Consider the following 24271-nt stretch of genomic DNA (forward strand, 5'->3'; position numbering starts at 1 on the left):
GGCTGCGAGGGAAATGACATTTTGACCTGCGGTGATTTTCAGATTTCGGCTGGAAAAACCCGCCGCCTGCTGTAAACAGCGCGGGCCTGCTCACGGATAGGGGAAATCATGACGCTTGTTTCGCCCACGGAAGGTTCGACCGCAGATAGGGGAGCTGCCAGAAGCCGCCGCCTGTGGAGCCAAGCCGAAGCCCGGGCCCTCTACGAGTCTCCCTTCAACGAACTGCTGTTTCGCGCACATTGCGTCCATCGTGCGAACTTTGATCCCAACCGCGTTCAGCTCAGCCGGCTGCTGAGCATCAAGACCGGCGGCTGCCCCGAGGATTGTGGTTATTGCAGCCAGTCCGCGCACCACAATTCCGGACTGAAGGCCTCCAAGCTGATGGCGGTCGAACGCGTCATCGAGGAAGCCCGCAAGGCGCGCGATGCGGGTGCGACGCGCTATTGCATGGGCGCGGCGTGGCGCAGCCCCAAGGCGCGCGATATGGAGGTCGTGGTCGCCATGGTCGAAGGCGTCAAGGCGCTTGGCATGGAAACCTGCATGACATTAGGGATGCTCGATGTTGAGCAGGCGCAGCAGCTCAAGACAGCGGGGCTCGACTACTACAATCACAACATCGATACGTCCGAGCGCTATTACGGCGAAGTCATCACGACGCGCTCGTTCGCCGACCGGCTCGAAACATTGGACAATGTTCGCGATAGCGGCATCAAAGTCTGCTGCGGCGGCATTGTCGGCATGGGCGAGGAACCGGTCGACCGCGTGGACATGCTGGTGACGCTCGCCAATCTCCCCGAGCCGCCCGACAGCGTCCCGATCAACATGCTGATCCCGATTGAAGGCACACCGCTTGGTCATGAGCGGCCAATAGAGCCGATCGAATTCGTGCGCACCATTGCGCTTGCCCGTATCCTGATGCCGCAATCCCATGTTCGCCTGTCGGCCGGCCGCACGGCAATGAGCGAGGAAATGCAGGCACTGTGCTTCTTTGCCGGCGCCAATTCCGTCTTTGTCGGCGATATGCTGCTGACGGCGGACAACCCGAGTGAGGATAAGGACACTGCGCTCTTTCGCAAGCTCGGTATTGAACCAATGGAGCTTTCCGGCTTGTGAGCGCAGGGGGCTTGCTCGACCGCTATGAGACGACGCTGAGCGGGCTCGCGCGCAAGAACCGTTTGCGCACGTTGTCGCCGCGTGCCGGTCTCGATTTCGCCTCCAATGACTATCTGGGACTCGCAGCCTCGCCGCGCCTGGCCAAAGCCGTCGCAGCAGCACTCGCAGCCGGCACGCCGGTCGGCGCCACGGGGTCTCGCCTGTTGCGCGGCAATACGCCGGAGCACGAGACCCTCGAAGCCGAAGCGGCACGTTTCTTCGGCGCCGAACGTGCGCTTTTCTTCAGCGGGGGCTATGTCGCCAATTTCGCCGTCCTGACCACACTTCCGCAAAAGGGCGATCTCGTCGTGCTTGACGCACTCATCCATGCCAGCGCCCATGAGGGCGCGCGGGCTGGCCGGGCGGCAGTGGCGGAGGTCCCACATAATGACATCGGCGGCTTCGAAGACGCCATTTTGACCTGGCGGCGTTCGGGCGGCACGGGTCGCCCCTGGATCGTGGTCGAGAGCCTCTATTCCATGGATGGCGACCGCGCGCCCCTGGCCGATCTGGCAGCACTTGGCGACCGACACGACGCTTTCCTGCTGATCGACGAGGCGCATGCCACCGGCGTGTATGGACCCGATGGACGCGGCCTAGCGCACGACCTCGAAGGCCGCGACAATGTCGTCGTGTTGCACACTTGCGGCAAGGCGCTTGGCGCCTCCGGTGCGCTGGTCACCGGATCCACCGTCTTGTGCGACTACCTCATCAATCGTTGCCGGCCTTTCATCTATGCCACCGCCCCTTCGCCGCTGATAGCGGTGGCCGCTACCGAGGCGCTCGCCGTCCTGCATGACGAACCCGAGCGCCGCGAGCGGCTAGCAGCACTCGTCGCCTTCGCCGGCCGGGAACTCAAAGCCTGCTGCGGGGTGGCGCCGAGCGGCTCGCAGATCCTGCCGGTCATCGTCGGCGACAACGCCCGCGCCATGGCGCTCGCAAGCGCGCTGCAGGCGCGCGGTTTCGATGTGCGCGGCATCCGCCCGCCAACGGTGCCCGAGGGCACGGCTCGGCTCAGGATTTCACTGACGCTCAATGTCGAGCAGGCTGACGCCGCTGCGATGATCAAGGCATTGTCAGAGGAATGGGAGCGAATGGCGGCATGAGCCAAACCTTCGTCATCACCGGCACGGACACCGGAATCGGCAAAACGGTTATAGCGGCTGGTCTGGCCGGCCTGCTCAATGGCGCCTACTGGAAACCGGTGCAGTCGGGGCTCGACGGCGAAACCGATACCCAGACGGTGGCGAGGCTTGCTGAGCTGCCTCCAGATCGGGTCGTCCCGGAAGCCTGGCGGCTGGTCCGACCGCTCTCGCCGCATCGTGCTGCCGAACTCGATGGCGTTTTGATCGATCCCGACCGCCTCGTTCTGCCCGTAATGGCGCGTCCGCTGATCATCGAGGCCGCCGGCGGTCTCATGGTGCCGCTCACGCGCAACTTCCTGTTCATCGATGTGTTCGCCCGCTGGCGCGCGCCGGTCGTGCTTTGTGCGCGCACGGCGCTCGGCACCATCAACCACACGCTTCTATCGATCGAGGCGCTGCGCCGCCGCGACATTCCGCTTTTGGGCATAGCGTTCATTGGTGACCCTATGCCCGACACTGAATGCACGATCGCTGCGATCGGCAAGGTGCGTGTGCTTGGTCGCTTGCCTTTCCTCGATCCGCTGGCGCCCGACGCTCTCCTGTCGGCCATGGCAGCGCATTTCGACATGGTGCCTTTTCAGCAGGCCAGCGCATGAGCCGCTCGGCCGTCTGGCATCCCTTTACCCAGCACGCCGTCGAACCGGCGCTGCCGAAGGTTGTTCGGACGGAAGGCGCCTACCTGCAGACGGATGACGGAAGGCGCATTCTCGACGCGATATCCTCATGGTGGGTGGTGACCCACGGCCATCGCCATCCCGCAATCGTCGAGGCAATCCGCTCAACTGCCGAAACGCTCGATCAGATCATATTCGCCGGTCTCACCCACGCGCCAGCCGAGGAACTGGCGAGCGCGCTCATCGGCCTGGCGCCGAAGGGTCTGGACTGGGTCTTCTATTCCGACAGCGGCTCGACCAGTGTCGAAGTGGCGCTCAAAATGGCGCTTGGCTATTTCCGCAACATCGGCGCGCCGCGCTCGCGTATCGTTGTGATGGAATCGAGTTATCACGGTGACACGATCGGGACGATGAGCGTCGGGGCCCGCGGCGTCTTCAACGCCGCCTACGATCCCCTGCTCTTTGACGTCGATACCATCCCCTTCCCTGCCGCGGGCCGCGAGCAGGAAACCCTCGACGCCTTCGAGGCCTTCAGCCGTGATCGCAAGGCGGCGGCCCTGATCGTCGAACCGCTGGTCCTGGGCGCCGGCGGCATGCGGATGTATTCGCCAAGCATCCTGGCCGAATTGAAACGTATTGCCGAGGCCTCCGGGACGCTGTTCATCGCCGATGAGGTGATGACCGGCTGGCCGGACAGGCACCCTGTTTGCCTGCGAGCAGGCTGGCATTGCGCCCGACATATTGTGCACGTCGAAAGGGCTGACCGGCGGCGCGATCCCGCTTGCCGCCACGCTCGCGACCGACGCCATCTTTCTGGCGTACTATTCGCCGGATCGCAGCCGCACCTTCTTTCACTCGAGCTCCTATACCGCCAATCCGATCGCCTGCGCGGCCGCACTTGCCAACATCGCTGTCTGGCGCGATGAGCCGGTCATCGAGCGCGTCACAACACTGACGCGACTGCAAGCCGAAGGGGCTCGCCGCTTTGCCGAAGATTCCCGCTTCGCCGATGTCCGGCTGACCGGCACGATTGCCGCCTTCGAACTGGCGGTCGCCAACTCCGGCTACCTGGCTGAAATCGGCCCGAAGCTGCGCGCTTTTTTCCTTGAGCGCGATCTCCTGGTACGCCCGCTCGGCAATGTGATTTATCTCCTGCCGCCCTACTGCGTAAGCGCCAGCGAGCTTGGGCGCCTGTATGACGCAATCGACCAGGCCGCCGACCTTGTCGGGCAAGCCCGATGATCCGAGGCGCGAAAATCACCGGTTTCGGCCACCACGCGCCGGCGCGGGTCGTGCCGAATGCCGAGATCGAGGCCTCGCTTGGCCTGGAGGCCGGCTGGATCGAGAGGCGGACCGGCATCCGGTCGCGTCGCTGGGCGGAGCCCTCCGACACCTTGTCGGGCCTGGCCGGGAATGCGGGAGATATGGCGCTGGATATGGCTGGGATCGACCGGGCCGCGGTCGGCCTGCTGCTGCTGGCAACATCGACGCCCGATCATCTGCTGCCGCCAAGCGCGCCGCTGGTGGCGCACCGTCTCGGCCTTGCTCATGCCGGCGCGGTCGATCTTGCCGGCGCCTGCGCCGGTTTCGTTTACGCGCTTACCTTCGCCGACGCCTTCGTTCGCACCCACGGCAAGCCGGCGCTGGTCATCGCCGCCAATATTCTGAGCCGCCGCATCAACCCGGCCGAACGCGCCAGCGCGGTGCTGTTCGCCGACGCCGCAGGCGCGCTTTTGCTGGTCCCTTCGTCCGACCCTGATCACGGTGTCCTCGGCGCCTCGCTGGATTCCGACGGGTCCGGTTATGGCCTGATCCAGATCCCGGCAGGCGGCAGCAGCAGGCCATTCGCGGGAGATTTCGACATAGCCGAGACCCGCATGACGATCGCCGATGGACGCTCCGTGTTCGCCAAGGCAGTCGAGATGATGGCTAGGTGTTCGGCCGAGGCGCTGGAAATAGCGAACGTTGCAGCTCAGGCCGTGGATCGGTTTGTTCCACACCAGGCCAACGCCCGCATTCTCGATGCCGTGGCCGACAAACTCGATATTGGCCCTGAGAAGGTGGTGAGAAGCATTGCAGAGTTCGGCAATTCCTCTGCCGCGACAATTGCGCTGTCGCTGTCCCTCTCCCATCAGGCCAACCCGCTTGCGCCGGGCGAAAGGCTTCTGCTCGCCGCGGCCGGCGCCGGGCTTACCGGCGGCGCGCTCGTGATCGGCGTCTAGACTAAGACTAGAGGGCGGGCAGCAACTCAGGCGCCCATTGGCTGCGTGGATTGTCGCCGGCGGGCTGCACGGGATCCATCGCCAGACGCGGCAGCGCCCGGCGCTCGCGACCAGGGAGAGGAGCGAAGACGATCACGCAGCGACGGCGGCCTGCACGAAACCTCGTACCGAGCCTGGCGACCACACCTCGACATTGTCGATCAGCCGCGTCTGGCCAAGCCAGGCGGCGACGAGCAGTCGCGCCGGTCGGTTCGGGGCGGCGATGATGGCGAGGTCCTCGTCCGCGCGCAGCTCAAGATACTCGACCTGCGAAAAACCTGCAGCGAGGATTGCCTGCCGTGCTTCGTCGAGCACGCGATCGATGCAGTGGTCACGCTTCAGCCGTCGGGCTGTCTCGAACAGGATTTTGGCCAAGCGAGGTGCTGCGCTCCGTTCAGCGGCGGACAGCCGCGAGTTGCGCGACGACATCGCCAGGCCATCGTCTTCGCGCATCGTCGGGCATGCGATGATGTCGATCGGGATGTCGAGATCGCACACAAGCCGGCGCACCACATGCAGTTGCTGGAAATCCTTTTCGCCAAAGAAGGCCAGATCGGCACCGGTCTGGAGAAAAAGCTTGGTGACGACGGTCGCCACCCCGTCGAAATGACCGGGCCGGAATGCGCCGCAAAGGCCTTCGCTCAGCGCGCTCACCGAAACCGCCGTGGCAAAGCCCTGCGGATACACATCCGCCGCATCCGGCGCGTAAAGGATGTGGGCGCCGAGCGGCGCCAGTTTGACGGCATCGTCATATTCGGTGCGCGGATAGGCGATCAGATCCGCCGGGCTGTTGAACTGCTTGGGGTTGACAAAGAGCGTGACGATCACCCGATCGGCCTTTGCGAGGGCGGCACGCACAAGGCTGAGGTGACCCTCGTGGAGAGCGCCCATGGTCGGTACGACCGCCACTTTCAAACCATCCCGGCGCCACACGGCCACGATGCTGCGCAGTTCAGCAACTGTCCGAAGAATGGGAATGCCCACCTTGGATCTCCTCTTTTCAGGTCTTCGGCTCGTTGCCGAACACGTGTTCTGCCGCTGGAAAGCGGCGCTCACGAACGTCATGCGAGTAGGCCGAGACTGCCGCGGAAGCCGCCTCGCCCAGCTCGGCGTATCGCTTGACGAATTTTGGACGAAAGGCGCCGAACAGGCCCAGCATATCGTCAACGACCAGAATCTGGCCGTCGCAGGCCGGCGAGGCGCCTATGCCGATGGTCGGGATTGCGATCTCCTGCGTGATCCGCAGCGCCAGGGCTTCAGGCGTCTTCTCCAGCACGACCGCGAAGGCACCTGCTTCGGCCACCGCGACCGCATCACGCTGGATGCGGTCGGCATCGTCGCCCCGCCCCTGGACGCGGTAGCCGCCGAGTGCATTCACCGCCTGCGGCGTCAGGCCGACATGAGCCATCACCGGCACGCCACGCGCAGTAAGGAAGCGTATCGTCTCGGCCATGCTTTCGCCGCCTTCGAGCTTGACCGCCGCGCAGCCTGTTTGCGCCATCACGCGGGCGGCATTGTCAAAGGCATGCCCAGGACTTTCCTCATAGGAGCCGAACGGCATGTCGACGACCATCAGCGCCCGTTCGAGGCCCCGCCGCACCGCCTGGCCGTGCAGGATCATCATTTCGAGCGTGACGCCGAGCGTCGAAGGCAGGCCGTGAAGCACCATGCCGACGCTGTCACCGACAAGCACCACATCGCAGTGAGCATCGACCAGTTGTGCAATGGGCGTTGTATAAGCAGTCAGACAGACCAGCGGCGTCCCACCCTTGCGTGCCGCAATGTCCGGTGGGGTCAAGGCCCTGATTCCTCGCGTTGCGCTCACCGACTTCCCTCACGTGACGTCAACCCGAAGCCATCTGCCACAAATTTGTGCAGATGCGAAGAAGAAATTGCAGTGCACAATGATTTGCGGACTATTTATTCCGCACGCTGTGACGCCGCTTCGAATGAGCACGAGTGCGAAAGCTGGCTCTTAATCTAGCGCCCAGTCCACTTCCCTAGCGTCACTGCCGAGGGGCTTCGCGTTTGCGACACTCTTATGTAGACCGAAGGTCTAGGCCTTAACCGAGAGTGTGGTGTTGACAGGCTAAAGGGGCTGCTACACGCTGGTTAAATCGATTGAGAAGTTCTCACGGAACACTGCCCAACCCAGGCAACCATGGACGATCGCCCAAAAGCAACACGAAACGGTAGGGCCGCCGCAAAGGCCAAGCAAGTCGAAGCGGAGCTGATTGCCGTTGTCGTGTCCGTCAATGACGGTGAACCAGCGGTCCTCACCATCGGGGAGGCGGATTGCCTGCCCTCGGGGCCGTTCGCGCTGGAGCATCGATCGCTGCAGTCAGGTCTTAGGGCGTGGGTCGAGCAGCAGACTGGTCATCCCCTCGGCTATATTGAGCAGCTCTATACGTTCGCTGATCGCGACCGCGCCGACGGGCGCCAGCAGCGCGTCATTTCCATCAGCTATCTCGCTTTGACCCGGAAAGAACATGCCACCGGCGCATCCGCCTGCGCCTGGCGGAGCTGGTACGATTATTTTCCGTGGGAGGACCACCGCCTCGGAACACCGAAACTGATTGCGGATGTTCTGAAGCCGCGTCTGCTTGGCTGGGCGGCTGCAGTTGAGGAGGCTGCGATTGCCCGTGAACGACGGCGGCGGGCTGCCATTGCTTTCGCGTTCGAGGACCGACCCTGGAATGAAGAGCTGGCGCTTCAGCGCTATGAGCTGCTTTACGAGGCGGGTCTGGTGGCAGAGGCCACCCGCGACGAACGGTCGATCGCATCCGACTCAACAGCCGGGACAACGATGGTTGCCGACCATCGCCGCATCCTGGCCACGGGCCTTGCGCGCTTGCGCTCGAAGATCAAATACCGGCCAGTCGTCTTCGAGCTGATGGCGCCGGTGTTTACGCTGCTGCAGCTGCAACGGACCGTGGAAGCCCTGGCAGGCCGGCTGATCAACAAGCCCAACTTTCGCCGGCTCATCGAGCAGCAAGAACTGGTCGAGGAGACTGGCGAGACGTCCCTGGATACGGGCGGGCGCCCGGCCAAGCTCTATCAGTTTCGCCATGTCGTGCTGGATGAAACTGCCGTTGCGGGGACAAAATTGCCTCTGGCCCGGGGTTGACACTCTTATAGTCAACCTAGATATATACCCCTTATAGTCGAATGGATTATAAACGGGAGGCGCCGGTGAGCGGGACGATACCTTCGGCCGCGTCCCTGTATCAGCGCGTCCAGCGCATCATCCCCCCAGTGGAATGGACAGCTTTCAGCGACGACATCGAGGCTATTCTGGCGCTCAAGCGCGAGCGCAACGCTGTCATCCTGGCCCACAACTATCAAACACCCGAGATTTTCCACTGCGTCGCCGATATCGTCGGCGACAGCCTGGCGCTGGCCCGCAAGGCAATGACCGTCGATGCGGACATCATCGTGCTCGCCGGCGTGCATTTCATGGCCGAGACGGCGAAGCTTCTCAATCCGGACAAGACGGTGCTCATTCCGGATCTTGGCGCCGGCTGCTCGCTGGCGGACTCGATCACGGCGGACGACGTGCGGCTGATGCGGCAACGCTACCCTGGTGTGCCAGTCGTGACCTACGTCAACACGTCCGCTGCCGTGAAGGCCGAGTCGGACATCTGCTGCACCTCCGGCAACGCTTTGGCTGTGGTGGAGTCGCTTGGCGTTGAGCGGGTGATCATGCTGCCCGATGAATACCTGGCCAGGAACATCGCGGCACAGACTTCGGTCGAGATCATCGCCTGGAACGGTCATTGCGAAGTGCATGAGCGCTTCACGCCAGCCGACATTCGCGAGCTGCGGGATGCCTACCCTGGCGTTACCGTGCTTGCCCATCCCGAATGCCCGCCGGAAGTTGTCGCGGTTGCCGATTTCGCCGGCTCGACTGCGGCGATGTCGGATTTCGTCGGACGGCACAAGCCTGCGCGCGTCGTGTTGATGACCGAATGCTCAATGAGCGACAACGTCGCCATCGAGCACCCCGATGTCGAGTTCGTGCGCCCCTGCAATCTCTGTCCGCATATGAAGCGTATCACGCTCGCCAACATTCGCACGGCGCTGCAAGAAACCCGCCACATCGTGACCATCGATGCTCGAGTGGTTGATGGTGCTCGGCGTGCGGTCGAGCGGATGCTTGCTGTATGACGCCAGAGGTCGGCGACATCAGGGGAGCGCCCGTGATCATCGGAGCCGGCGTTGCCGGGCTGATGACCGCGCTTCATCTGGCGCCGCATCCCGTTTACCTTCTGTCCCCGACGCGGCTCGGGACCGAAACCTCCAGCACACTCGCGCAAGGCGGGCTGGCGGCAAGCCTCGGCGCTGACGACAGTCCAGACCTGCATCTTGCAGACACGCTTGCTGCAGGTGATGGCCTCTGCGACGAGAGTGTGGCCAGACGCGTTTTGAATGCGGCAGACCGAGCCATCGAGAATTTGATGGACCTGGGCGTCGCCTTCGACTGCTCGTGGGACGGGACACTGCGGCTCGGGCTCGAGGCAGCGCATTCCCGTCGGCGGATCGTCCATGCCGGGGGTGACTCTACGGGCCGCGAGCTTGTACGCGCGCTCATCATCGCTGTGAGGCGAACGCCATCGATCGCAATTCTGGAAGGCATGGAAGCCCGCCGGCTCATTGTGGAAAATGGTGCGGTCAGCGGCGTTGTGGCGGCAAAAGGTGGACAGGCGATAATATTTCCGACGCGCCGCGTGGTTCTTGCGAGCGGCGGTATCGGCGCCCTGTTCAGAGACACGACCAATCCGGCCGGCTCATTCGGGCACGGCCTGGCGCTCGCCGCATGCGCCGGTGCAGAACTCGCCGATCTGGAATTCATCCAGTTCCACCCGACAGCACTCGACGTTTCGCAGCGGCCCATGCCGTTGGTGAGCGAAGCGGTCCGCGGCGAAGGCGCAGTGCTGATCGACGAGTGCGGGCACCGCTTTCTATGCGATACGCCTGGCGGCGAGCTGGCATCGCGCGACGTCGTGGCACGGGCCGTATGGCAGCAGCTTGGCACCGGACATCGTGTTTACCTTGATGCCCGGCAGTCCCTCGGCCAGAAGTTCGCCAAGCGCTTCCCAGCTGTTGCCCAGCATTGCCGGGACGCCGGAATCGATCCGGCAGTCGAGCCCATCCCGGTGCGCCCGGCGGCACATTATCACATGGGCGGCGTGGCCGTGGATGCCGCGGGCCGCAGCACGGTGCCGGGTTTGTGGGCTTGCGGTGAGGTTGCATGTACCGGTCTGCATGGGGCGAACCGGCTTGCCAGCAACTCGCTGACCGAGGCCGTGACGACCTCGTTGTGGGTCGCGCAAAGCGTAGCTGCCGCTCCTGCGGGCTGGCAGTGGCCAAGGCTTGTCGCAAAGGCACCCCCGCGACCGGACCCCTCCTCCGTTCGCCACGCTATGTCCAATGGGCTCGGTGTTATCCGGGACGGGCAAGCACTATCCGACACCGTGGAAACGCTGCTGCCGATGGCGGTACGCAACACTGGCGCTTCCGATCCCGCCTTGATCGCGCTGATGATCGCCATTGCAGCGCTTCGGCGCGAGGAAAGCCGCGGCTCGCATTACAGGTCGGACTTCCCCACACGCAGCGCGCAGGCCCGGTCTTCGCGCTTGACCTTCGCCTCAGCAATGACGGTTGCGGCCGAACTTAGTCTGCGGCCCGCGGAACGGAGTGCCTGATGACGTCACCTCCACCCCTTCCCGGTATCGTGATCGAGCCGATCGTGCGTAGCGCTCTACTTGAGGATCTGGGCAAAGCCGGTGACCTTACCAGCGATGCGATTGTGCCTTTTGACTGCAGGGCCACCTTCGCGTTCAGAACGCGGCAGTCTGGCGTTCTCGCTGGGCTTGATCTGGTCGCCTACGCTTTCATGCTTGTTGATCCGTCGATCGACATAAATTTTGGACGCCTGGACGGCAGCAAGGTCGCGGCGGGTGAGACCATTGCAAGGGTGAGTGGACCGGCGCGTGGCATGCTTGCGGCCGAGCGCACTGCACTCAATTTTCTCTGCCATCTCAGCGGCATTGCGACGGCAACGGCCGAGATCGTCGAAGCGGTGCGCGGACAGAAAGCAAGGATCGTGTGCACGCGAAAGACAACGCCCGGCCTGCGCGCGCTGGAAAAATACGCTGTCCGCGCTGGCGGCGGCGCCAACCACCGCTTCGGGCTCGATGATGCGGTGCTCATCAAGGACAATCACATCGCCATTGCCGGCGACATCCGCACGGCCATTGAACGCGCGCGCGCTGCCGTTGGGCATATGGTCAAGGTCGAAGTTGAGGTCGACACCCTGGACCAATTGGAAATCGCGCTAGGCGCCGGGGTCGACGCCATCCTGCTGGACAATATGTCCGTTAGGCAACTCACCCGGGCGGTCGCAATGGTCGACGGCCGCGCGACCACCGAGGCCTCGGGGCGCATAACGCCGGCAACGGCGCCAGCCATCGCGGCAACGGGAGTCGATCTCATTTCTGTTGGCTGGGTTACGCATAGCGCGCCCATCCTCGACATCGGCATGGATGTGCCGGTCGAAGCATGCATCCAAAAACATCTAAACTGATGAGAGCGTGCTCAATTTCAGGAGCAATCTATGCCGGGGGGGAGACGTACGATGATCGACAAGGGACTGAAATCCGACCTGGCCAAGGCGCTTGCCTTCATCAGCGCAATGCTCAGCGAGCTGAATCAGATCGCGGGGTCTCACAGGCTGCAGTTCCTAGGATACCTTCTGGAGATGGCGTATATCGAGTCGTACGACATGGTCCGCAAAGAGCGCTCTCACCATCAAAGCAAGGCCATAGATCAGGGATAGCCCTGCTGAACTGAGCGCTGCGGCAGCTTTAAATCTGACCTCGGCACTTCTATTTCCGCAAAAAAGACGCGCAGTGCTCCAGCGTTCACGGGCGGTTGGACTGCAAAAACCAGTTGGAATATCTGACAGCGCGGCAGGATCACACTTTGCCCTCCAGTGCGCGAGCAACGACATGGATCCGATCTCCTTGTTTCGAGAAATGGTCGGACTGTTTCGCACAACTGACATCAGTTTCGGTTGAGTGGATTCGAGTGGGTCTAGTGGCCCCTCACTGAGGCCCTATGCGAAACCATAGGCCAGCGGATAATCCAAAAAAGTCGTGTGACACGCCAATTGCATCGAGGAGGATTCGCGTTGCCCTTGTACAAGCCAATGCTTCGCCACCTAAAAACGCGCGAGCTGTTCGGAGCCATTGACCGGGTGCCGGCTCTTGGCATGCTGGTAAGTGAGCGGACCTTCGAGGTACTAAATCCTTCGACCGGCGAAGTGCTGGCGGAACTGCCCGACATGGGTGTCGAGGAGACGCGCGCGGCGATTGACAAAGCTTATGTGGCGCAACCTGAATGGGCCGCACTGACCGCGCGCGAGCGCAGCGACATCCTCTGGCGTTGGCACCAACTGATCGTCGACCACACCGACGATCTTGCAGCGATTCTCACTGCGGAAATGGGCAAGCCGATAGCCGAAGCGAAGTCTGAGGTGGCGCATGCGGCCGCGTATCTGCAATGGTACGCCGAAGAGGCCAACCGCATCTACGGCGAGACGATCTCGGCGCCCTCTGCAGACCGTCGCATGCTGGTTATCAAACAGCCGATCGGCGTTGTTGGTACGATTACGCCCTGGAACTTCCCGGCCTCAATGGTTGCGCGCAAGATCTCGCCGGCTCTCGCCGCCGGCTGCACTATTGTGCTCAAACCTGCTGAACAGACGCCCCTCGTGGCAGGTGCAATGTTTGCTCTGGCCCATCTTGCCGGCTTTCCCGAAGGCGTCGTCAACCTCATCTACGCCTCCGAAGGCGATACGGTCGGCCGCGAACTCTGCTCGAACGCCAAGGTCCGCAAGATCAGTTTCACGGGCTCCACCGAAGTCGGCCGGTTGCTCATGCGCCAGTGCTCGGACCAGATAAAGAAAGTCGGTCTAGAGTTGGGTGGCAATGCGCCTTTCATTGTCTTTGATGATGCCGACGTCGATGCTGCCGTCGACGGTGCGATCCAGGCCAAGTTTCGCAATGCCGGCCAGACCTGCGTTTCCGCCAACCGGCTTTACGTCCAGTCGGGCGTCCATGACGAATTCGTCGCCAAATTCGTGGAGCGTGTCCGTGAGCTTCGGGTCGGCGACGGCTTCGATCCAGGTGTCGCCATCGGTCCGCTGATCGACGGGCATGCACTGGCCAAGATCGAACTTCACATTGCCGATGCCTTGGCCAAAGGTGGCGCGATCCGATGTGGCGGCGGCCGGATCGGCAGCGATGGCAACTTTTTCCAGCCGACGATCCTCAGCAACGTCTCAAGGGAAATGATCGTGGCGCAAGAAGAGACCTTCGGACCCTTGGCGCCGATCATTCGCTTCGAGGATGCTGATCAGGCCGTGCGTGAGGCCAACGATACGATATACGGCCTCGCCGCGTATTTCTATGCTTCAAACCTGAAGCGTGTCTGGCGTGTGGCCGAGGCGCTGGAATACGGCATGGTGGGGATCAACACAGGACGAATGTCCTCAGAAGCCGCGCCCTTCGGTGGGATAAAACAGTCCGGCATCGGGCGGGAAGGTTCCCGCCACGGCCTCGAAGACTATCTTGAAATGAAGTACCTCTGCATGGGCGGCATCTGAGGCGGCCGGCGGCGATTGCCGCGATGAAGGCCAGCGGACGGCCGGACGCCACGGAATGGACCCGTAGTTTTCAGATTCGCGGAACAATCCACACCGAGTCTGCCTCATAAAGGGCCCCGGTTTTCCGCCTATTTTTTGGTGGTCGAACGTCGTCAATTGCCTTCGTCACTGTGGCGGAACGCGGCGCGATAGCCGGTTAGCAACAAGCTTTGGGCGTCATTTCTCTCTGGCGGAATAGACCTCTTCCGACAAAAGCCTGACCTTTGCCAGTCTTCTACGAGCCAGCGTTCGCGCCAAAAGTTCAAAGCCGCGTCCGTAACATTCAACAATGAAAGCCAGCGTTATCAGGTCGAGCAGAAAGTCGTCTATCGCATGCGTGAGCGCATCAGACCTTTGTTCGAATCGAAGTAGCAAGGCGCGCGCCTCTTCGATCGCGGCCCGGCAATCGTCTGCGCCTATCAGTGAATCGATCCTGTCGAAGATCTGCAAGCGTCCTCACTCTCCCTAAGCCACACGCAGCGCATCGAACGCCGCTGTTGAATGAGTCTTCAACAAAGAACAGGGTCGCGTTTCGCGAAAAGGCATCGCTCGGCAAAGTGCGCGTTGATGAAGCCTGGTGCGTTAAGCGACAAGTGAATCCGACCTTAACAAGACATCTTCGAAGGCGAGTGAGCCGGCCCACGCCCGCGTGCCGCGACCCTCAATGCCGAGGAAAACTGTGCTGCACTCGTCGGAGGCAAACAGTTCCTCTCTATTCTTCCCGCCGCCACGGTTCAGCCTAGATTACATGGGAAGCGACAATAACGGAAAGCAAAGGTTCGCAAAATGAGCAGGGTGGCTGGATCAAACGAAGATTTGGCTGCACCAACGACCTTTGGGCCACTTCTGCAGCCCACCTTTCGCTCGATCTGGCTCGCCACGCAGGTTTCAAGCCTCGGCTGGTTGATGCAGACTGTCGCCATCAGCTGGCTGATGGCAACGATCTCGACTTCCGATCTGATGGTTGCGCTGGTGCAGGCTTCATCGAACCTGCCCGCTTTCGTCCTGTCCGTTTTTGCCGGAGCTCTCGCCGACAATTTCAGCCGGCGCCGGGTCATGTTCGCCGGTCGGTGCCTTATGGTGATTGCGTCCGCGATGCTGACCGCGTCCGTGGCGCTGGGCTTTGTCAGTCCGTGGATGATCCTCGGCTTCAGCTTCTTGATCGCAAGCGGCGGTGCTCTCAATGATCCGGCCTGGCAAGCGTCGGTTGGCGATATCGTGGATCGACGCGATGTTCCCGCTGCCGTCACCCTGCTTTCTGTTGGCTTCAACACCGTCCGGACTGTTGGCCCGGCGCTCGGCGGCATTGTGGTTGCCTCGTTTGGGCTTATGACGGCTTTCGCCGTGACTACGCTCACCTACTTGGTCCCTCTGGCCACCATATGGCGCTGCAAGTGGAAGGTTCGTTCTTCCCCTCTTCCCCGCGAGTCGATGAGGACGGCAATTTATGACGGGCTGCGCTTCACGGCGATGTCATCGGAGATCAAGGCAGCGATCGCGCGCGGAACCCTCTTTGGCCTGGCGAGCATCGCCATACTCGCGCTGCTGCCGGTGGTTGTCCGCGACCAGCTGGGAGGAGGCCCGCTTGCCTATGGCGCGCTCATGGCCGGCTTCGGGACCGGTGCCGTCTTGGCTGGCCTCTCCAACAGCCTGTTCAGACGGAGCTTGTCGCAGGAGCGGCTGATGAGGCTCTCCTGCGTGGCCTGTGCGGCGTGTTCTCTCTCCCTGGCACTGACATCTTCGATTGCCGTGGCGGCAATTGCACTTGCCTTGGGCGGCGCCGGCTGGGTGACCGCCTGGTCCGGGGTTGGTGTGAGCGTGCAGCTGGCGAGCCCGCGCTGGGTCGTGGGGCGCACCATCTCGATCTACTATGCTTTGATAGACGGCGGCATAGCGCTCGGCAGCTGGGTGTGGGGCACGGTGGCCGAAAACCATTCGTTGACCTGGGCGCTGGAGGGCTCCGCTGGAGCCCTGTTGATCGTCGCTGCAGCCGGCGTTCTCTTTCCGCTTCGAGAGCGCCGCGACTCCGAGCCCGATCCCTTGGAGGAATTCGATGCCCCAGCTGTCTCTCTCAACTTGAAGCCGAGGAGCGGCCCGATCGTGGTCAAGATCGAATATCTGATAGCCGAGAGAAATCTCGAGGCCTTCCTCGACCTCATGCGGCAGCGGCGTCATGTACACAGCCGCGTCGGTGCTCGGAACTGGACGCTCCAGCGGAACCTGCAGAAGCCTATGCATTGGACAGAAACGTTCCGCACGCCGACCTGGACGGACTACCTTCGCCTCAATCATCGTCTGACGGAAGTAGACAAGGAACTGGACGAGCGTGTCTTTCAGCTGCACGCGGCCGAGACCCCACCTCAAATGACACTTTCCATCGAGCGGCCGACAAGCTCGGCCCGCAAGCCCGAGCACTCAGCTTTTCGCCATCCCCGTCATTGAAGCCTGGCCGGCATCTCTGTCATCGATCGATTGGCTACCAGCGCGACCGGTCAGCCCCCGACCTTCAAGACCATCGACATCGAAGCGGCCGCGAGTTGCCTATAAAACATTACTGCACTCTTATTGTTTGTGACGCATGCGGGTGGTGAGCGGTTTTCAAAGGCCCGTTTCCTGCTGACAAAGTTAGCTTGGACCACTGAATTGCCGGTCAAACGCTCTCCGATACTGGTGCGAGTATGAAATCAAACACGGGCTCAGGCTGGGCAGGCTTTGGCTCCCGCGGAACAACCGGGTAAGCTACGACCGCTTGGGCATGTGCAGCGAGCGCGGCGGGTGTCATCCCGAGCGCTTCCTCAAACAGGCCGCCCGGCACTCTCACCACCTGACGAAAAAGCCATGCAGCTCTTGTCGCATGGCGCGCCGCTGCGACCCGCTTGCCCTCGCGGATCTTCACCCCGGCCGCCGCTAACAGGATCAGTCCCTTGAAGAACATGCGGTGCTGAGCGCTCAGTTTCGCAGCCTGCCAGAGAGGCTCCCAGGCTTCATGGGCTTCCCAGTAGTAGCCGTGATTGAAAAGGTCGATTCCCCATCGAAACACATCTGAGCCGAGCGCTTCGCCAACGGCGACGGTCACCGGATCTGATCGGTAACTGTGGCCCAAGGGATCGCGCACCGGATGCGGATATTTGCCGGGCAGATACGCATAGCTCGGGAAACTTTTTTCGGGCAGCAAGCGAGGGCGAAACATAGACCCACCAAACATGAAAGTGCGTTAAGGGGCAATTCATGCTGACCGCCTCGTGACACGCAAGCAGTCTTAACGGGCTTGTAAAGGGTGCCGAGATTGGCCAAAACGCGCTTTGCCAAATGATGACGTTGGGTAAGCGGCTGACGCAAGGAGAAGGTATGATTTTGCGACTGAAGGAGCGGCTCGGCAAAAGGTTTGAGGAAGAAGTCCAATTCTTCAAAGGCTGGCAGAAGGACAAGAAGGGCGTGGGAGCCCTTATTCCCACTTCGGTTTATGCGGCACGCCGGATGGCAAGCGTGGTGAACCCACGGTCAGGATTGCCGATTCTGGAGCTTGGCGCGGGAACCGGTGTCATCACAAAGGCGATCCTGGCCAGGGGAATCAAGCCGCGCCAGCTGGTTTCAGTCGAATATTCCAGGATTTTCTACGACGGCCTGGTGCAACGCTTCCCGAATGTGGACTTCAGATTGGGCGACGCATTTGCGCTGGACGAAGCGCTGGGTGAGCGCAAAGGTGAACAGTTCGATTGTGTTATAAGTGCAGTCCCGCTGTTGAGCTTTCCAATGCAACAGCGTGTCGCGCTGGTTGAGGATCTGCTTGCCCGTATTCCTGCCGGCCGGCCCGTGATTCAGATCACATACGGACCTCTGTCGCCGGTGATCAAGATGCCAGACCGTTACGTGGTTTCCCACTATGACTTCGTCGTCCGCAACATACCGCCGGCACAGCTCTGGACTTATCGTCGAGCAGTCTAGCCAAATCTGGACGGTTTTCCTTCTCTGAGGGTTCCGCTGAGTGGTGGCCTTGCACCCAAATAGGATGTGGAACAGAGCAGGGGCAGATGCCAGATTGCCAAGAAGACGACGCGGTCCTGGTTGATTTGACAGTGGCCGGGCCAAATGCGCTTGACAAAGCCGCGCCGGCCCGTTCAACCTGAGGCATTCACCAGGGGAGTCCCGGCAAGGGGCTGAGATACTGCTGGCTTTCGCGGCGCAGTGACCCGTTGAACCTGATCCAGTTCATACTGGCGTAGGGACGGTGCAAGCGCTCTGCGGGAGTTCACGCCCGAGGTCCTGTTTCGGCAGGTCCACAGAAGCGTCTTTTCATCCTTCCGGCACAGAACTGGGTCTCCAATGCATGAGCAAAGGAGCCTCAAGATGAATGCCCTCACCCCCGCCGTGTCGACAGGGCCGCTGGCTGCCTCACGGAAAATCCACAAGTCTGGCGTCCTCCATCCGCACATCAAGGTGCCGATGCGCGAAATCTCCGTCCACCCGACGGCCGGCGAGCCGCCCATCACCGTCTACGATCCGTCCGGCCCCTATACCGACCCGACTGTCGAAACCAGTATCGAAAAAGGCCTGGCCCGGCTTCGCCATGAATGGATTACGGCACGCGGCGATGTCGAAGCCTATGACGGCCGTCATGTCCAGCCGGAAGACAATGGATTTGCCACTGGCGAGCGCCTGACACCGGAATTTCCCATACGCAACCGGCCGCTCAGAGCTAAGGCCGGTAAGGCAGTGACCCAGATTGCCTATGCGCGCGCCGGCATCATCACGCCTGAAATGGAGTTCGTCGCCATCCGCGAGAATCTTGGCCGCGAGATGCTGCGCGGCCAGCTTGAGCGCGACGGCGAAGCCTTCGGCGCGGCGATTCCAGACTTCGTGACGCCGGAATTCGTGCGCGACGAGGTGGCTCGCGGACGGGCGATCATTCCCGCCAATATCAATCATCCCGAGAGTGAGCCGATGATCATCGGCCGTAATTTCCTGGTGAAGATCAACGCCAATATTGGCAACTCGGCGGTCACCTCGTCGATGGCCGAGGAAGTGGAAAAGATGGTCTGGGCCATCCGCTGGGGCGCCGACACGGTGATGGACCTCTCGACCGGCCGCAACATCCACAACATCCGCGAATGGATCGTGCGTAATGCGCCGGTGCCGATCGGCACGGTGCCGCTCTATCAGGCGCTCGAAAAGGTCGGCGGCATTGCCGAGAATCTGACCTGGGAGGTCTACCGCGACACGCTGATCGAACAGGCCGAACAGGGCGTCGACTATTTCACCATCCACGCCGGCGTGCGGCTGCATTACATCCCGCTGACCGTTGACCGGGTCACGGGCATCGTCTCGCGCGGCGGCTCGATCATGGCCAAATGGTGCCTGCACCATCACCGGGAGAGCTTCCTCTACGAGCATTTCGCCGAGATCTGCGACATCGCCAGAGCCTACGACGTCTCTTTCTCGCTCGGCGACGGCCTTCGTCCGGGCTCGATCGCCGATGCCAACGACGCGGCGCAGTTCGCCGAGCTGGAAACGCTTGGCGAGCTGACGCAGATCGCCTGGGCGAAGGATTGCCAGGTGATGATCGAGGGCCCCGGCCACGTGCCGATGCACAAGATCAAGCAGAACATGGACAAGCAGCTCGCTGTCTGCGGCGAGGCGCCGTTCTATACGCTTGGACCGCTGACGACCGACATCGCGCCGGGCTACGACCACATCACCTCAGGCATTGGCGCCGCGATGATCGGCTGGTTCGGCACCGCCATGCTCTGCTACGTCACGCCCAAGGAGCATCTCGGCCTTCCCGATCGCAGCGACGTCAAGGTCGGCGTGATCACATACAAGATAGCCGCCCACGCCGCCGACCTGGCGAAGGGCCATCCGGCAGCGAAAGTCAGGGATGATGCCCTTTCCCGCGCGCGCTTCGAGTTCCGCTGGGAGGACCAGTTCAATCTGTCGCTCGACCCGGAAACCGCGCGGTCCTTTCACGACCAGACCTTGCCCAAGGAGGCGCACAAGGTGGCGCATTTCTGCTCGATGTGCGGACCGAAATTCTGCTCCATGCGTATCTCTCACGACATCCGCGCCGAGGCACAGAAAGAGGGCATGGCGGCGATGGCGGCGAAATACCGCGAGGGCGGCGATCTCTACCTGCCGGCGGACGAGACCGGCGCACCGCTCATACCTCCGCCACGTGAGCCATCATGAAGGTCTTGGTCAAAGGGGCCGGCGTTGCCGGCCTCACCGCCGCCTTCGAATTCGCCGCACGCGGCGCGGCGGTTACCGTTGCCGAGACAAGGCCTGCCCTTGGGGGCAATGCGTCGTGGTTCGCCGGTGGCATGCTGGCGCCGTGGTGCGAGCGTGAAAGCGCCGAGCAGCCGGTGCTGGATCTCGGACGCGACGCCGCCGACTGGTGGGACGCCGCAACGCCAGGCTTGGTAGCACGACGGGGAACGCTGGTCTTGGCCGCGCCGCGCGATGCGGGCGAGCTCGACCGGTTCGCCAGCCGCACGACGGGCTATCGGCGTGTCGAGGAAGATGAAATTGCCTTGCTGGAGCCCGACTTAGCCGGCCGCTACCGCCGCGGATTGCTCTTCCCCGCTGAGGGCCATCTTGATCCGCGCCAGGCGATGGCAGCACTTCATGACAAGCTCGCGGCCATGGGTGTTGAATTCCACTTCGGCGCCGACGCCCAGCATGTTTTTGGTTTCGATCGTCAGATCGATTGCACGGGAATGGCAGCCGCCGATAGCAGGTTGCGTGGCGTTCGCGGCGAAATGCTCACCCTGCGTATCCCTGATATCTCGCTGTCGCGCCCCGTCAGGCTGCTGCATCCGCGCTTTCCACTCTATGCAGTGCCGCGCACCGACCACTGTTTCATGATTGGTGCGACGATGATTGAAAGCCAGTCCGGCGGACCGGTCACGGCGCGCTCCATGATGGAGCTGCTGGGTACCGCCTATGCCCTCCACCCGGCCTTTGGCGAGGCTGAGATCGTTGAAACCGGTGTCGGCGTCCGCCCAGCCTTTCCCGACAATTTGCCGCGCGTCGAAACCAAGGGTGAAATCATCGCGATCAACGGGCTCTATCGTCACGGTTTTCTCCTGGCTCCCGCCATGGCGCGCCAGGCTGCCGACCTGGTTTTCACTCAAGACAGAACCAAGGAACTTGCTCATGAAACTGATGGTCAACGGCGAAGCGCATGAGGTTGCCGCCACCACGCTGGAGGCGCTGCTTGCCGCGCTCGACTATGAGGGCGATTGGCTGGCGACCGCCGTCAACAACGACCTCGTGCACAAAGCCAACCGGGCGGAATTCCAATTGAACGACGGCGACCGGATCGAAATCCTCTCGCCCATGCAGGGAGGCTAGCATGTTCGAGCTTTATGAAGCCGAGCTTCCCTCCCGCCTGCTTCTCGGCACGGCTCAATATCCTTCGCCGGCCATCCTTGCTTATGCAGTCAGGGCATCGGGCACGGCGGTGGTGACCGTCTCGTTGCGCCGTGAAATGGCAGGCGGCAGGGCCGGCGAAAAATTCTGGTCGTTGATCCGCTCGCTCGGCGTCAGAATCCTGCCCAACACTGCTGGCTGCCACTCCGTCAAGGAAGCGGTCACGACCGCACAAATGGCGCGCGAAGTCTTCGGTACGAACTGGGTCAAGCTCGAAGTGATCGGCAACCATGACACCCTGCAGCCGGATGTTTTCGGTCTGGTCGAAGCCGCCCGCATCCTGTGCGAGGACGGTTTTGCTGTATTCCCCTATACCACCGACGACCTTATCGTTGCCGAGCGGCTGCTTGCGGCGGGCTGCAAGGTCTTGATGCCGTGGTGCGCGCCGATCGGTTCCGCCCTCGGACCGATCAACATCACGGCGCTGCGCTCGATGCGCGGACATTTCCCTGATGTTCCGCTGATCGTGGATGCGGGGCTCGGACGGCCGTCGCACGCGGCAACCGTCATGGAGCTCGGCTTTGATGCCGTACTCCTGAACACCGCGGTCGCCAAGGCGGCCGATTCGGTCGGCATGGCGCGTGCGTTCGGCAAGGCGGTCGAGGCCGGTCGTGAAGCGTTCAGCTCGGGAATGCTCGAACCGCGCGACGTCGCCGTGCCGTCGACACCGACCATCGGCAGGGCGGTTTTTTCATGAAGCTCGATCCGTTCTACCTGATCGTCGACAGCGCCGCCTGGATCGAACGCCTGGTGCCGCTTGGCGTCAAGCTGGTTCAGTTGCGCATCAAGGATAGGGACGAGACCACGCTGCGGACGGAAATCCGCCGCGCGAACGACGTCTGCGCGATCCATGGCTGCCAACTGATCGTCAACGACTATTGGCGCACGGCAATTGAGGAAGGCTGCGACTTCGTCCACCTCGGCCAGGAGGATTTGGCTGCGGCCGACCTGCTGGCGATTAGATACGCCGGATTGAAGCTCGGGCTCAGCACGCACGATCATCCCGAACTGGAAACGGCGATCGCTGCCGAGCCCGACTATATCGCGCTCGGCCCCATCTATCCCACCATCCTGAAGCAGATGAAATGGGGGCCGCAAGGGCTCGCGCGGATCAGCGCGTGGAAGCATCGGGTGGCGCCGATCCCATTGGTCGCCATCGGCGGCCTCAACCCCGACCGGCTCGACGGTGTCTTCGAGGCTGGTGCGGACAGCGCGGCGGTGGTCACCGACATCACGTTGAATGCCGATCCCGAAGCGCGCACGCGAGAATGGATCGAAAAGACAAAGCCATGGCGCTGAGCCGAGAACCGCATGTGCTCGTGGTCGGCGGATCAGACTCCAGCGGTGGGGCTGGAATTGCACGCGATATCGAGACGATCTCTTCCATTGGCGTGCGCACCTGCTTGGCCGTCACAGCGCTGACGGTGCAGACGCACGAAGCCGTGATGAAAATCCATCCTTCGCAGCCCGATCTTGTGGCCGATCAGATGCGCGCCGCGCTGCAGGCCAACAAGGTGGCGGCAATCAAGATCGGCATGCTCGCAACGGCCGAGATCGTCGTTGCCATCGCGGCTGTGCTACGCGAGAATCCGCGGGTGCCGGCAATACTCGACCCGGTGCTGGCCTCCACGTCAGGCCAGGCGCTGCTGGACGCAAGGGCCATCGCCGTCATGAAATGCGACCTGATGCCCCTTTGCCGCCTCGTCACGCCCAATCTCATGGAGCTGGCGCTTCTTGTTGGCTTAGAGCCAGCGGTGGATGAAGGCGGCGCAGTGTGGCAAGGCCAGGAATTGCTGGCAGTCGGGATGCAGGCCCTGCTGATCAAGGGCGGCCACGCGGCGGGACCCCGATCGACCGATATTCTGTTGCGCATGGATCAAGAGCCAATCCGCTTTGACGCGCCGCGCCTTGCCGTATCGATACGCGGGACGGGCTGCATGCTGGCCAGCGCGATTGCGGCGCATCTGGCAAAGGCGAGATCACTTGAAGGCAGCGTGCGCGAAGGCAAGCTGTTTGTTTTCGAGAAGCTTCAGAAGGCAGCCGAATGAGTGACGCTGCCTCAGTCACTCTAACGCGACGGCGCGGCGATCAAGTCCATCCAGCGGTATGCAGATAGCGCCCTGCCGGCGGGGAGAAGACCGGCAGGTGTCCCCGCGCATAGCTCGCGACCATTTGGCAGCAGGACATTGGCGGCAGGCGGTGGTTTTACAGCAGCGCGGCGCGATCGCCCATTCGTTTTGCCAAGCCGTCATTGGGACGGCGTCCGAGACAGACTGGATCCGGCGCCTCCTTCTGAAAAGCCTCGAGAATAGCGATATCGATCCTGTCGAGCGGCATTTTTCGTGAATCCTGCGAAAATCTGGCTATTTCGCGCAACGATTATCGAAACCTGACCTTTGGCGTAAGCGGATTCGCAAACACCTGCGCAGCGATTCGTGGTTCACTCCGACCATGCAGGGAGTGAGCCCAAAAGGGCCTGGATCAGGAGAAGAAAATGCGCGTCGGCTGCCCCAAGGAAATCAAGAACCACGAATATCGCGTCGGGCTCACGCCGGGCTCGGTCCGCGAATATGTCGCCCACGGCCACGAAGTGCTGGTCGAGACGGGCGCCGGGGCCGGCATTGGCGCCGATGATAACGCCTATCGCGCCGCTGGCGCCACCATTGCCAAGACGGCTGCCGACGTGTTCGCCAAGTCCGACATGATCGTCAAAGTCAAGGAGCCGCAGCCCAACGAATGGGCGCAGTTGCGCGACGGCCAGATCCTCTACACCTATCTGCACCTGGCCCCGGATCCGGAGCAGACCAAGGGCCTGCTCGCGTCCGGCGTCACCGCAATCGCCTATGAGACCGTAACCGACGACCGCGGCGGCCTGCCGCTCCTGGCGCCGATGTCGGAAGTTGCCGGCCGCCTGTCGATCCAGGCCGGCGCGACCGCGCTGCAGAAGGCCAATGGTGGCCGCGGCGT

24 protein-coding genes, 1 pseudogene and 1 riboswitch are annotated in these 24271 nt (G+C 62.3%); of the genes and pseudogenes, 20 read left to right on the forward strand and 5 right to left on the reverse strand.

What is annotated here, in order from left to right; genetic code table 11:
* Window positions 1-108 precede the first annotated feature (108 nt).
* The 5 genes and pseudogenes from bioB (at window position 109) to bioZ (ending at window position 5133) form a co-directional block, all read left to right on the forward strand.
* Window positions 109-1113, forward strand: a complete 1005-nt coding sequence (gene bioB, locus NKI88_RS27800) for a biotin synthase BioB (RefSeq protein ID WP_352658627.1) — start codon at window positions 109-111, stop codon at window positions 1111-1113.
* Entirely contained in the window at window positions 1110-2258 is a 1149-nt protein-coding gene (locus NKI88_RS27805) for an 8-amino-7-oxononanoate synthase (protein ID WP_352658629.1), read from the forward strand. Before bioB ends, NKI88_RS27805 begins: the two co-directional genes overlap by 4 nt.
* Window positions 2255-2893: a dethiobiotin synthase gene (gene bioD / locus NKI88_RS27810; protein WP_352658631.1), complete on the forward strand. Its 639-nt coding sequence runs from the start codon at window positions 2255-2257 to the stop codon at window positions 2891-2893. The genes NKI88_RS27805 and bioD overlap by 4 nt, the downstream gene beginning before the upstream one ends.
* Window positions 2890-4153: pseudogene (locus tag NKI88_RS27815) on the forward strand (adenosylmethionine--8-amino-7-oxononanoate transaminase). The gene bioD and the pseudogene NKI88_RS27815 overlap by 4 nt, the downstream one beginning before the upstream one ends.
* Complete coding sequence (gene bioZ / locus NKI88_RS27820; protein ID WP_352658633.1) at window positions 4150-5133, forward strand: 3-oxopimeloyl-[acyl-carrier-protein] synthase BioZ; 984 nt, start codon at window positions 4150-4152, stop codon at window positions 5131-5133. The pseudogene NKI88_RS27815 and the gene bioZ overlap by 4 nt, the downstream one beginning before the upstream one ends.
* 132 nt (window positions 5134-5265) lie before the next feature.
* Here bioZ and panC read toward each other — a convergent pair whose 3' ends face one another.
* Together panC and panB are read right to left on the reverse strand one after the other, a co-directional pair.
* On the reverse strand, window positions 5266-6156 hold the full coding sequence (panC, locus tag NKI88_RS27825) for a pantoate--beta-alanine ligase (RefSeq protein ID WP_352658635.1): 891 nt from the start codon (window positions 6154-6156) through the stop codon (window positions 5266-5268).
* Between the two features lie 16 nt (window positions 6157-6172).
* Window positions 6173-6997: a 3-methyl-2-oxobutanoate hydroxymethyltransferase gene (gene panB / locus NKI88_RS27830; protein ID WP_352658637.1), complete on the reverse strand. Its 825-nt coding sequence runs from the start codon at window positions 6995-6997 to the stop codon at window positions 6173-6175.
* A 336-nt stretch (window positions 6998-7333) separates the two neighbouring features.
* Here panB and NKI88_RS27835 point away from each other — a divergent pair, with 336 nt between their 5' ends.
* The 6 genes from NKI88_RS27835 (at window position 7334) to NKI88_RS27860 (ending at window position 13840) form a co-directional block, all read left to right on the forward strand.
* On the forward strand, window positions 7334-8299 hold the full coding sequence (locus NKI88_RS27835; protein WP_352658639.1) for an NUDIX hydrolase: 966 nt from the start codon (window positions 7334-7336) through the stop codon (window positions 8297-8299).
* Window positions 8300-8364: 65 nt separating this feature from the next.
* Window positions 8365-9339, forward strand: a complete 975-nt coding sequence (nadA, locus tag NKI88_RS27840; protein WP_352658641.1) for a quinolinate synthase NadA — start codon at window positions 8365-8367, stop codon at window positions 9337-9339.
* A complete protein-coding gene (locus tag NKI88_RS27845) occupies window positions 9336-10877 on the forward strand; it encodes an L-aspartate oxidase (protein ID WP_352658643.1) in 1542 nt (513 codons plus the stop codon). The genes nadA and NKI88_RS27845 overlap by 4 nt, the downstream gene beginning before the upstream one ends.
* A complete protein-coding gene (gene nadC / locus NKI88_RS27850; RefSeq protein WP_352658645.1) occupies window positions 10877-11758 on the forward strand; it encodes a carboxylating nicotinate-nucleotide diphosphorylase in 882 nt (293 codons plus the stop codon). The genes NKI88_RS27845 and nadC overlap by 1 nt, the downstream gene beginning before the upstream one ends.
* Window positions 11759-11809: 51 nt before the next feature.
* Window positions 11810-12010 carry a hypothetical protein gene (locus tag NKI88_RS27855; protein WP_352658647.1) on the forward strand — a complete coding sequence of 67 codons (201 nt, stop codon included), beginning with the start codon at window positions 11810-11812 and terminating at the stop codon, window positions 12008-12010.
* A 354-nt stretch (window positions 12011-12364) separates the two neighbouring features.
* Entirely contained in the window at window positions 12365-13840 is a 1476-nt protein-coding gene (locus NKI88_RS27860) for an NAD-dependent succinate-semialdehyde dehydrogenase (protein WP_352658649.1), read from the forward strand.
* 216 nt (window positions 13841-14056) lie between these two features.
* Here the strand turns inward: NKI88_RS27860 and NKI88_RS27865 are convergent, their stop codons facing one another.
* Entirely contained in the window at window positions 14057-14329 is a 273-nt protein-coding gene (locus tag NKI88_RS27865) for a hypothetical protein (RefSeq protein ID WP_352658651.1), read from the reverse strand.
* 336 nt (window positions 14330-14665) lie between these two features.
* Here NKI88_RS27865 and NKI88_RS27870 point away from each other — a divergent pair, with 336 nt between their 5' ends.
* A complete protein-coding gene (locus NKI88_RS27870) occupies window positions 14666-16321 on the forward strand; it encodes an MFS transporter (protein ID WP_352658653.1) in 1656 nt (551 codons plus the stop codon).
* A gap of 208 nt (window positions 16322-16529) precedes the next feature.
* On the opposite strand, the gene NKI88_RS27875 is transcribed toward NKI88_RS27870, so the two are convergent.
* Window positions 16530-17054, reverse strand: coding sequence for a DUF309 domain-containing protein (locus NKI88_RS27875; RefSeq protein WP_352658655.1), 525 nt, complete (start codon window positions 17052-17054; stop codon window positions 16530-16532).
* 173 nt (window positions 17055-17227) lie between these two features.
* On the opposite strand from NKI88_RS27875, the gene pmtA reads away from it, so the two are divergent.
* From pmtA to NKI88_RS27910, 7 genes are all read left to right on the forward strand, one after another.
* A complete protein-coding gene (pmtA, locus tag NKI88_RS27880; protein ID WP_352536261.1) occupies window positions 17228-17824 on the forward strand; it encodes a phospholipid N-methyltransferase PmtA in 597 nt (198 codons plus the stop codon).
* Between the two features lie 182 nt (window positions 17825-18006).
* A riboswitch (TPP riboswitch) is annotated at window positions 18007-18123 on the forward strand.
* A 103-nt stretch (window positions 18124-18226) separates the two neighbouring features.
* Window positions 18227-20062 (forward strand): phosphomethylpyrimidine synthase ThiC, encoded by a 1836-nt coding sequence (thiC, locus tag NKI88_RS27885; RefSeq protein WP_352658657.1) that lies wholly within the window; start codon window positions 18227-18229, stop codon window positions 20060-20062.
* Window positions 20059-21060: a glycine oxidase ThiO gene (gene thiO / locus NKI88_RS27890; protein ID WP_352658659.1), complete on the forward strand. Its 1002-nt coding sequence runs from the start codon at window positions 20059-20061 to the stop codon at window positions 21058-21060. Before thiC ends, thiO begins: the two co-directional genes overlap by 4 nt.
* Complete coding sequence (thiS, locus tag NKI88_RS27895) at window positions 21029-21226, forward strand: sulfur carrier protein ThiS (RefSeq protein ID WP_031253541.1); 198 nt, start codon at window positions 21029-21031, stop codon at window positions 21224-21226. The genes thiO and thiS overlap by 32 nt, the downstream gene beginning before the upstream one ends.
* Before the next feature lies 1 nt (window position 21227).
* Window positions 21228-22001, forward strand: coding sequence for a thiazole synthase (locus tag NKI88_RS27900; protein WP_352658661.1), 774 nt, complete (start codon window positions 21228-21230; stop codon window positions 21999-22001).
* Window positions 21998-22603 (forward strand): thiamine phosphate synthase, encoded by a 606-nt coding sequence (locus NKI88_RS27905; RefSeq protein ID WP_352658663.1) that lies wholly within the window; start codon window positions 21998-22000, stop codon window positions 22601-22603. The genes NKI88_RS27900 and NKI88_RS27905 overlap by 4 nt, the downstream gene beginning before the upstream one ends.
* Window positions 22594-23352: a hydroxymethylpyrimidine/phosphomethylpyrimidine kinase gene (locus NKI88_RS27910; RefSeq protein WP_352658669.1), complete on the forward strand. Its 759-nt coding sequence runs from the start codon at window positions 22594-22596 to the stop codon at window positions 23350-23352. Before NKI88_RS27905 ends, NKI88_RS27910 begins: the two co-directional genes overlap by 10 nt.
* A gap of 157 nt (window positions 23353-23509) precedes the next feature.
* Here the strand turns inward: NKI88_RS27910 and NKI88_RS27915 are convergent, their stop codons facing one another.
* Complete coding sequence (locus NKI88_RS27915; RefSeq protein ID WP_352658665.1) at window positions 23510-23641, reverse strand: hypothetical protein; 132 nt, start codon at window positions 23639-23641, stop codon at window positions 23510-23512.
* A gap of 157 nt (window positions 23642-23798) precedes the next feature.
* Here NKI88_RS27915 and NKI88_RS27920 point away from each other — a divergent pair.
* Window positions 23799-24271 (forward strand): alanine dehydrogenase (locus tag NKI88_RS27920; RefSeq protein WP_502909502.1); only part of this gene is annotated, 473 nt, incomplete at its 3' end.

Origin of the sequence: Mesorhizobium sp. M0317 (assembly GCF_040321555.1) — a bacterium.
In the GTDB taxonomy this organism is placed as follows: Bacteria; Pseudomonadota; Alphaproteobacteria; order Rhizobiales; family Rhizobiaceae; genus Mesorhizobium.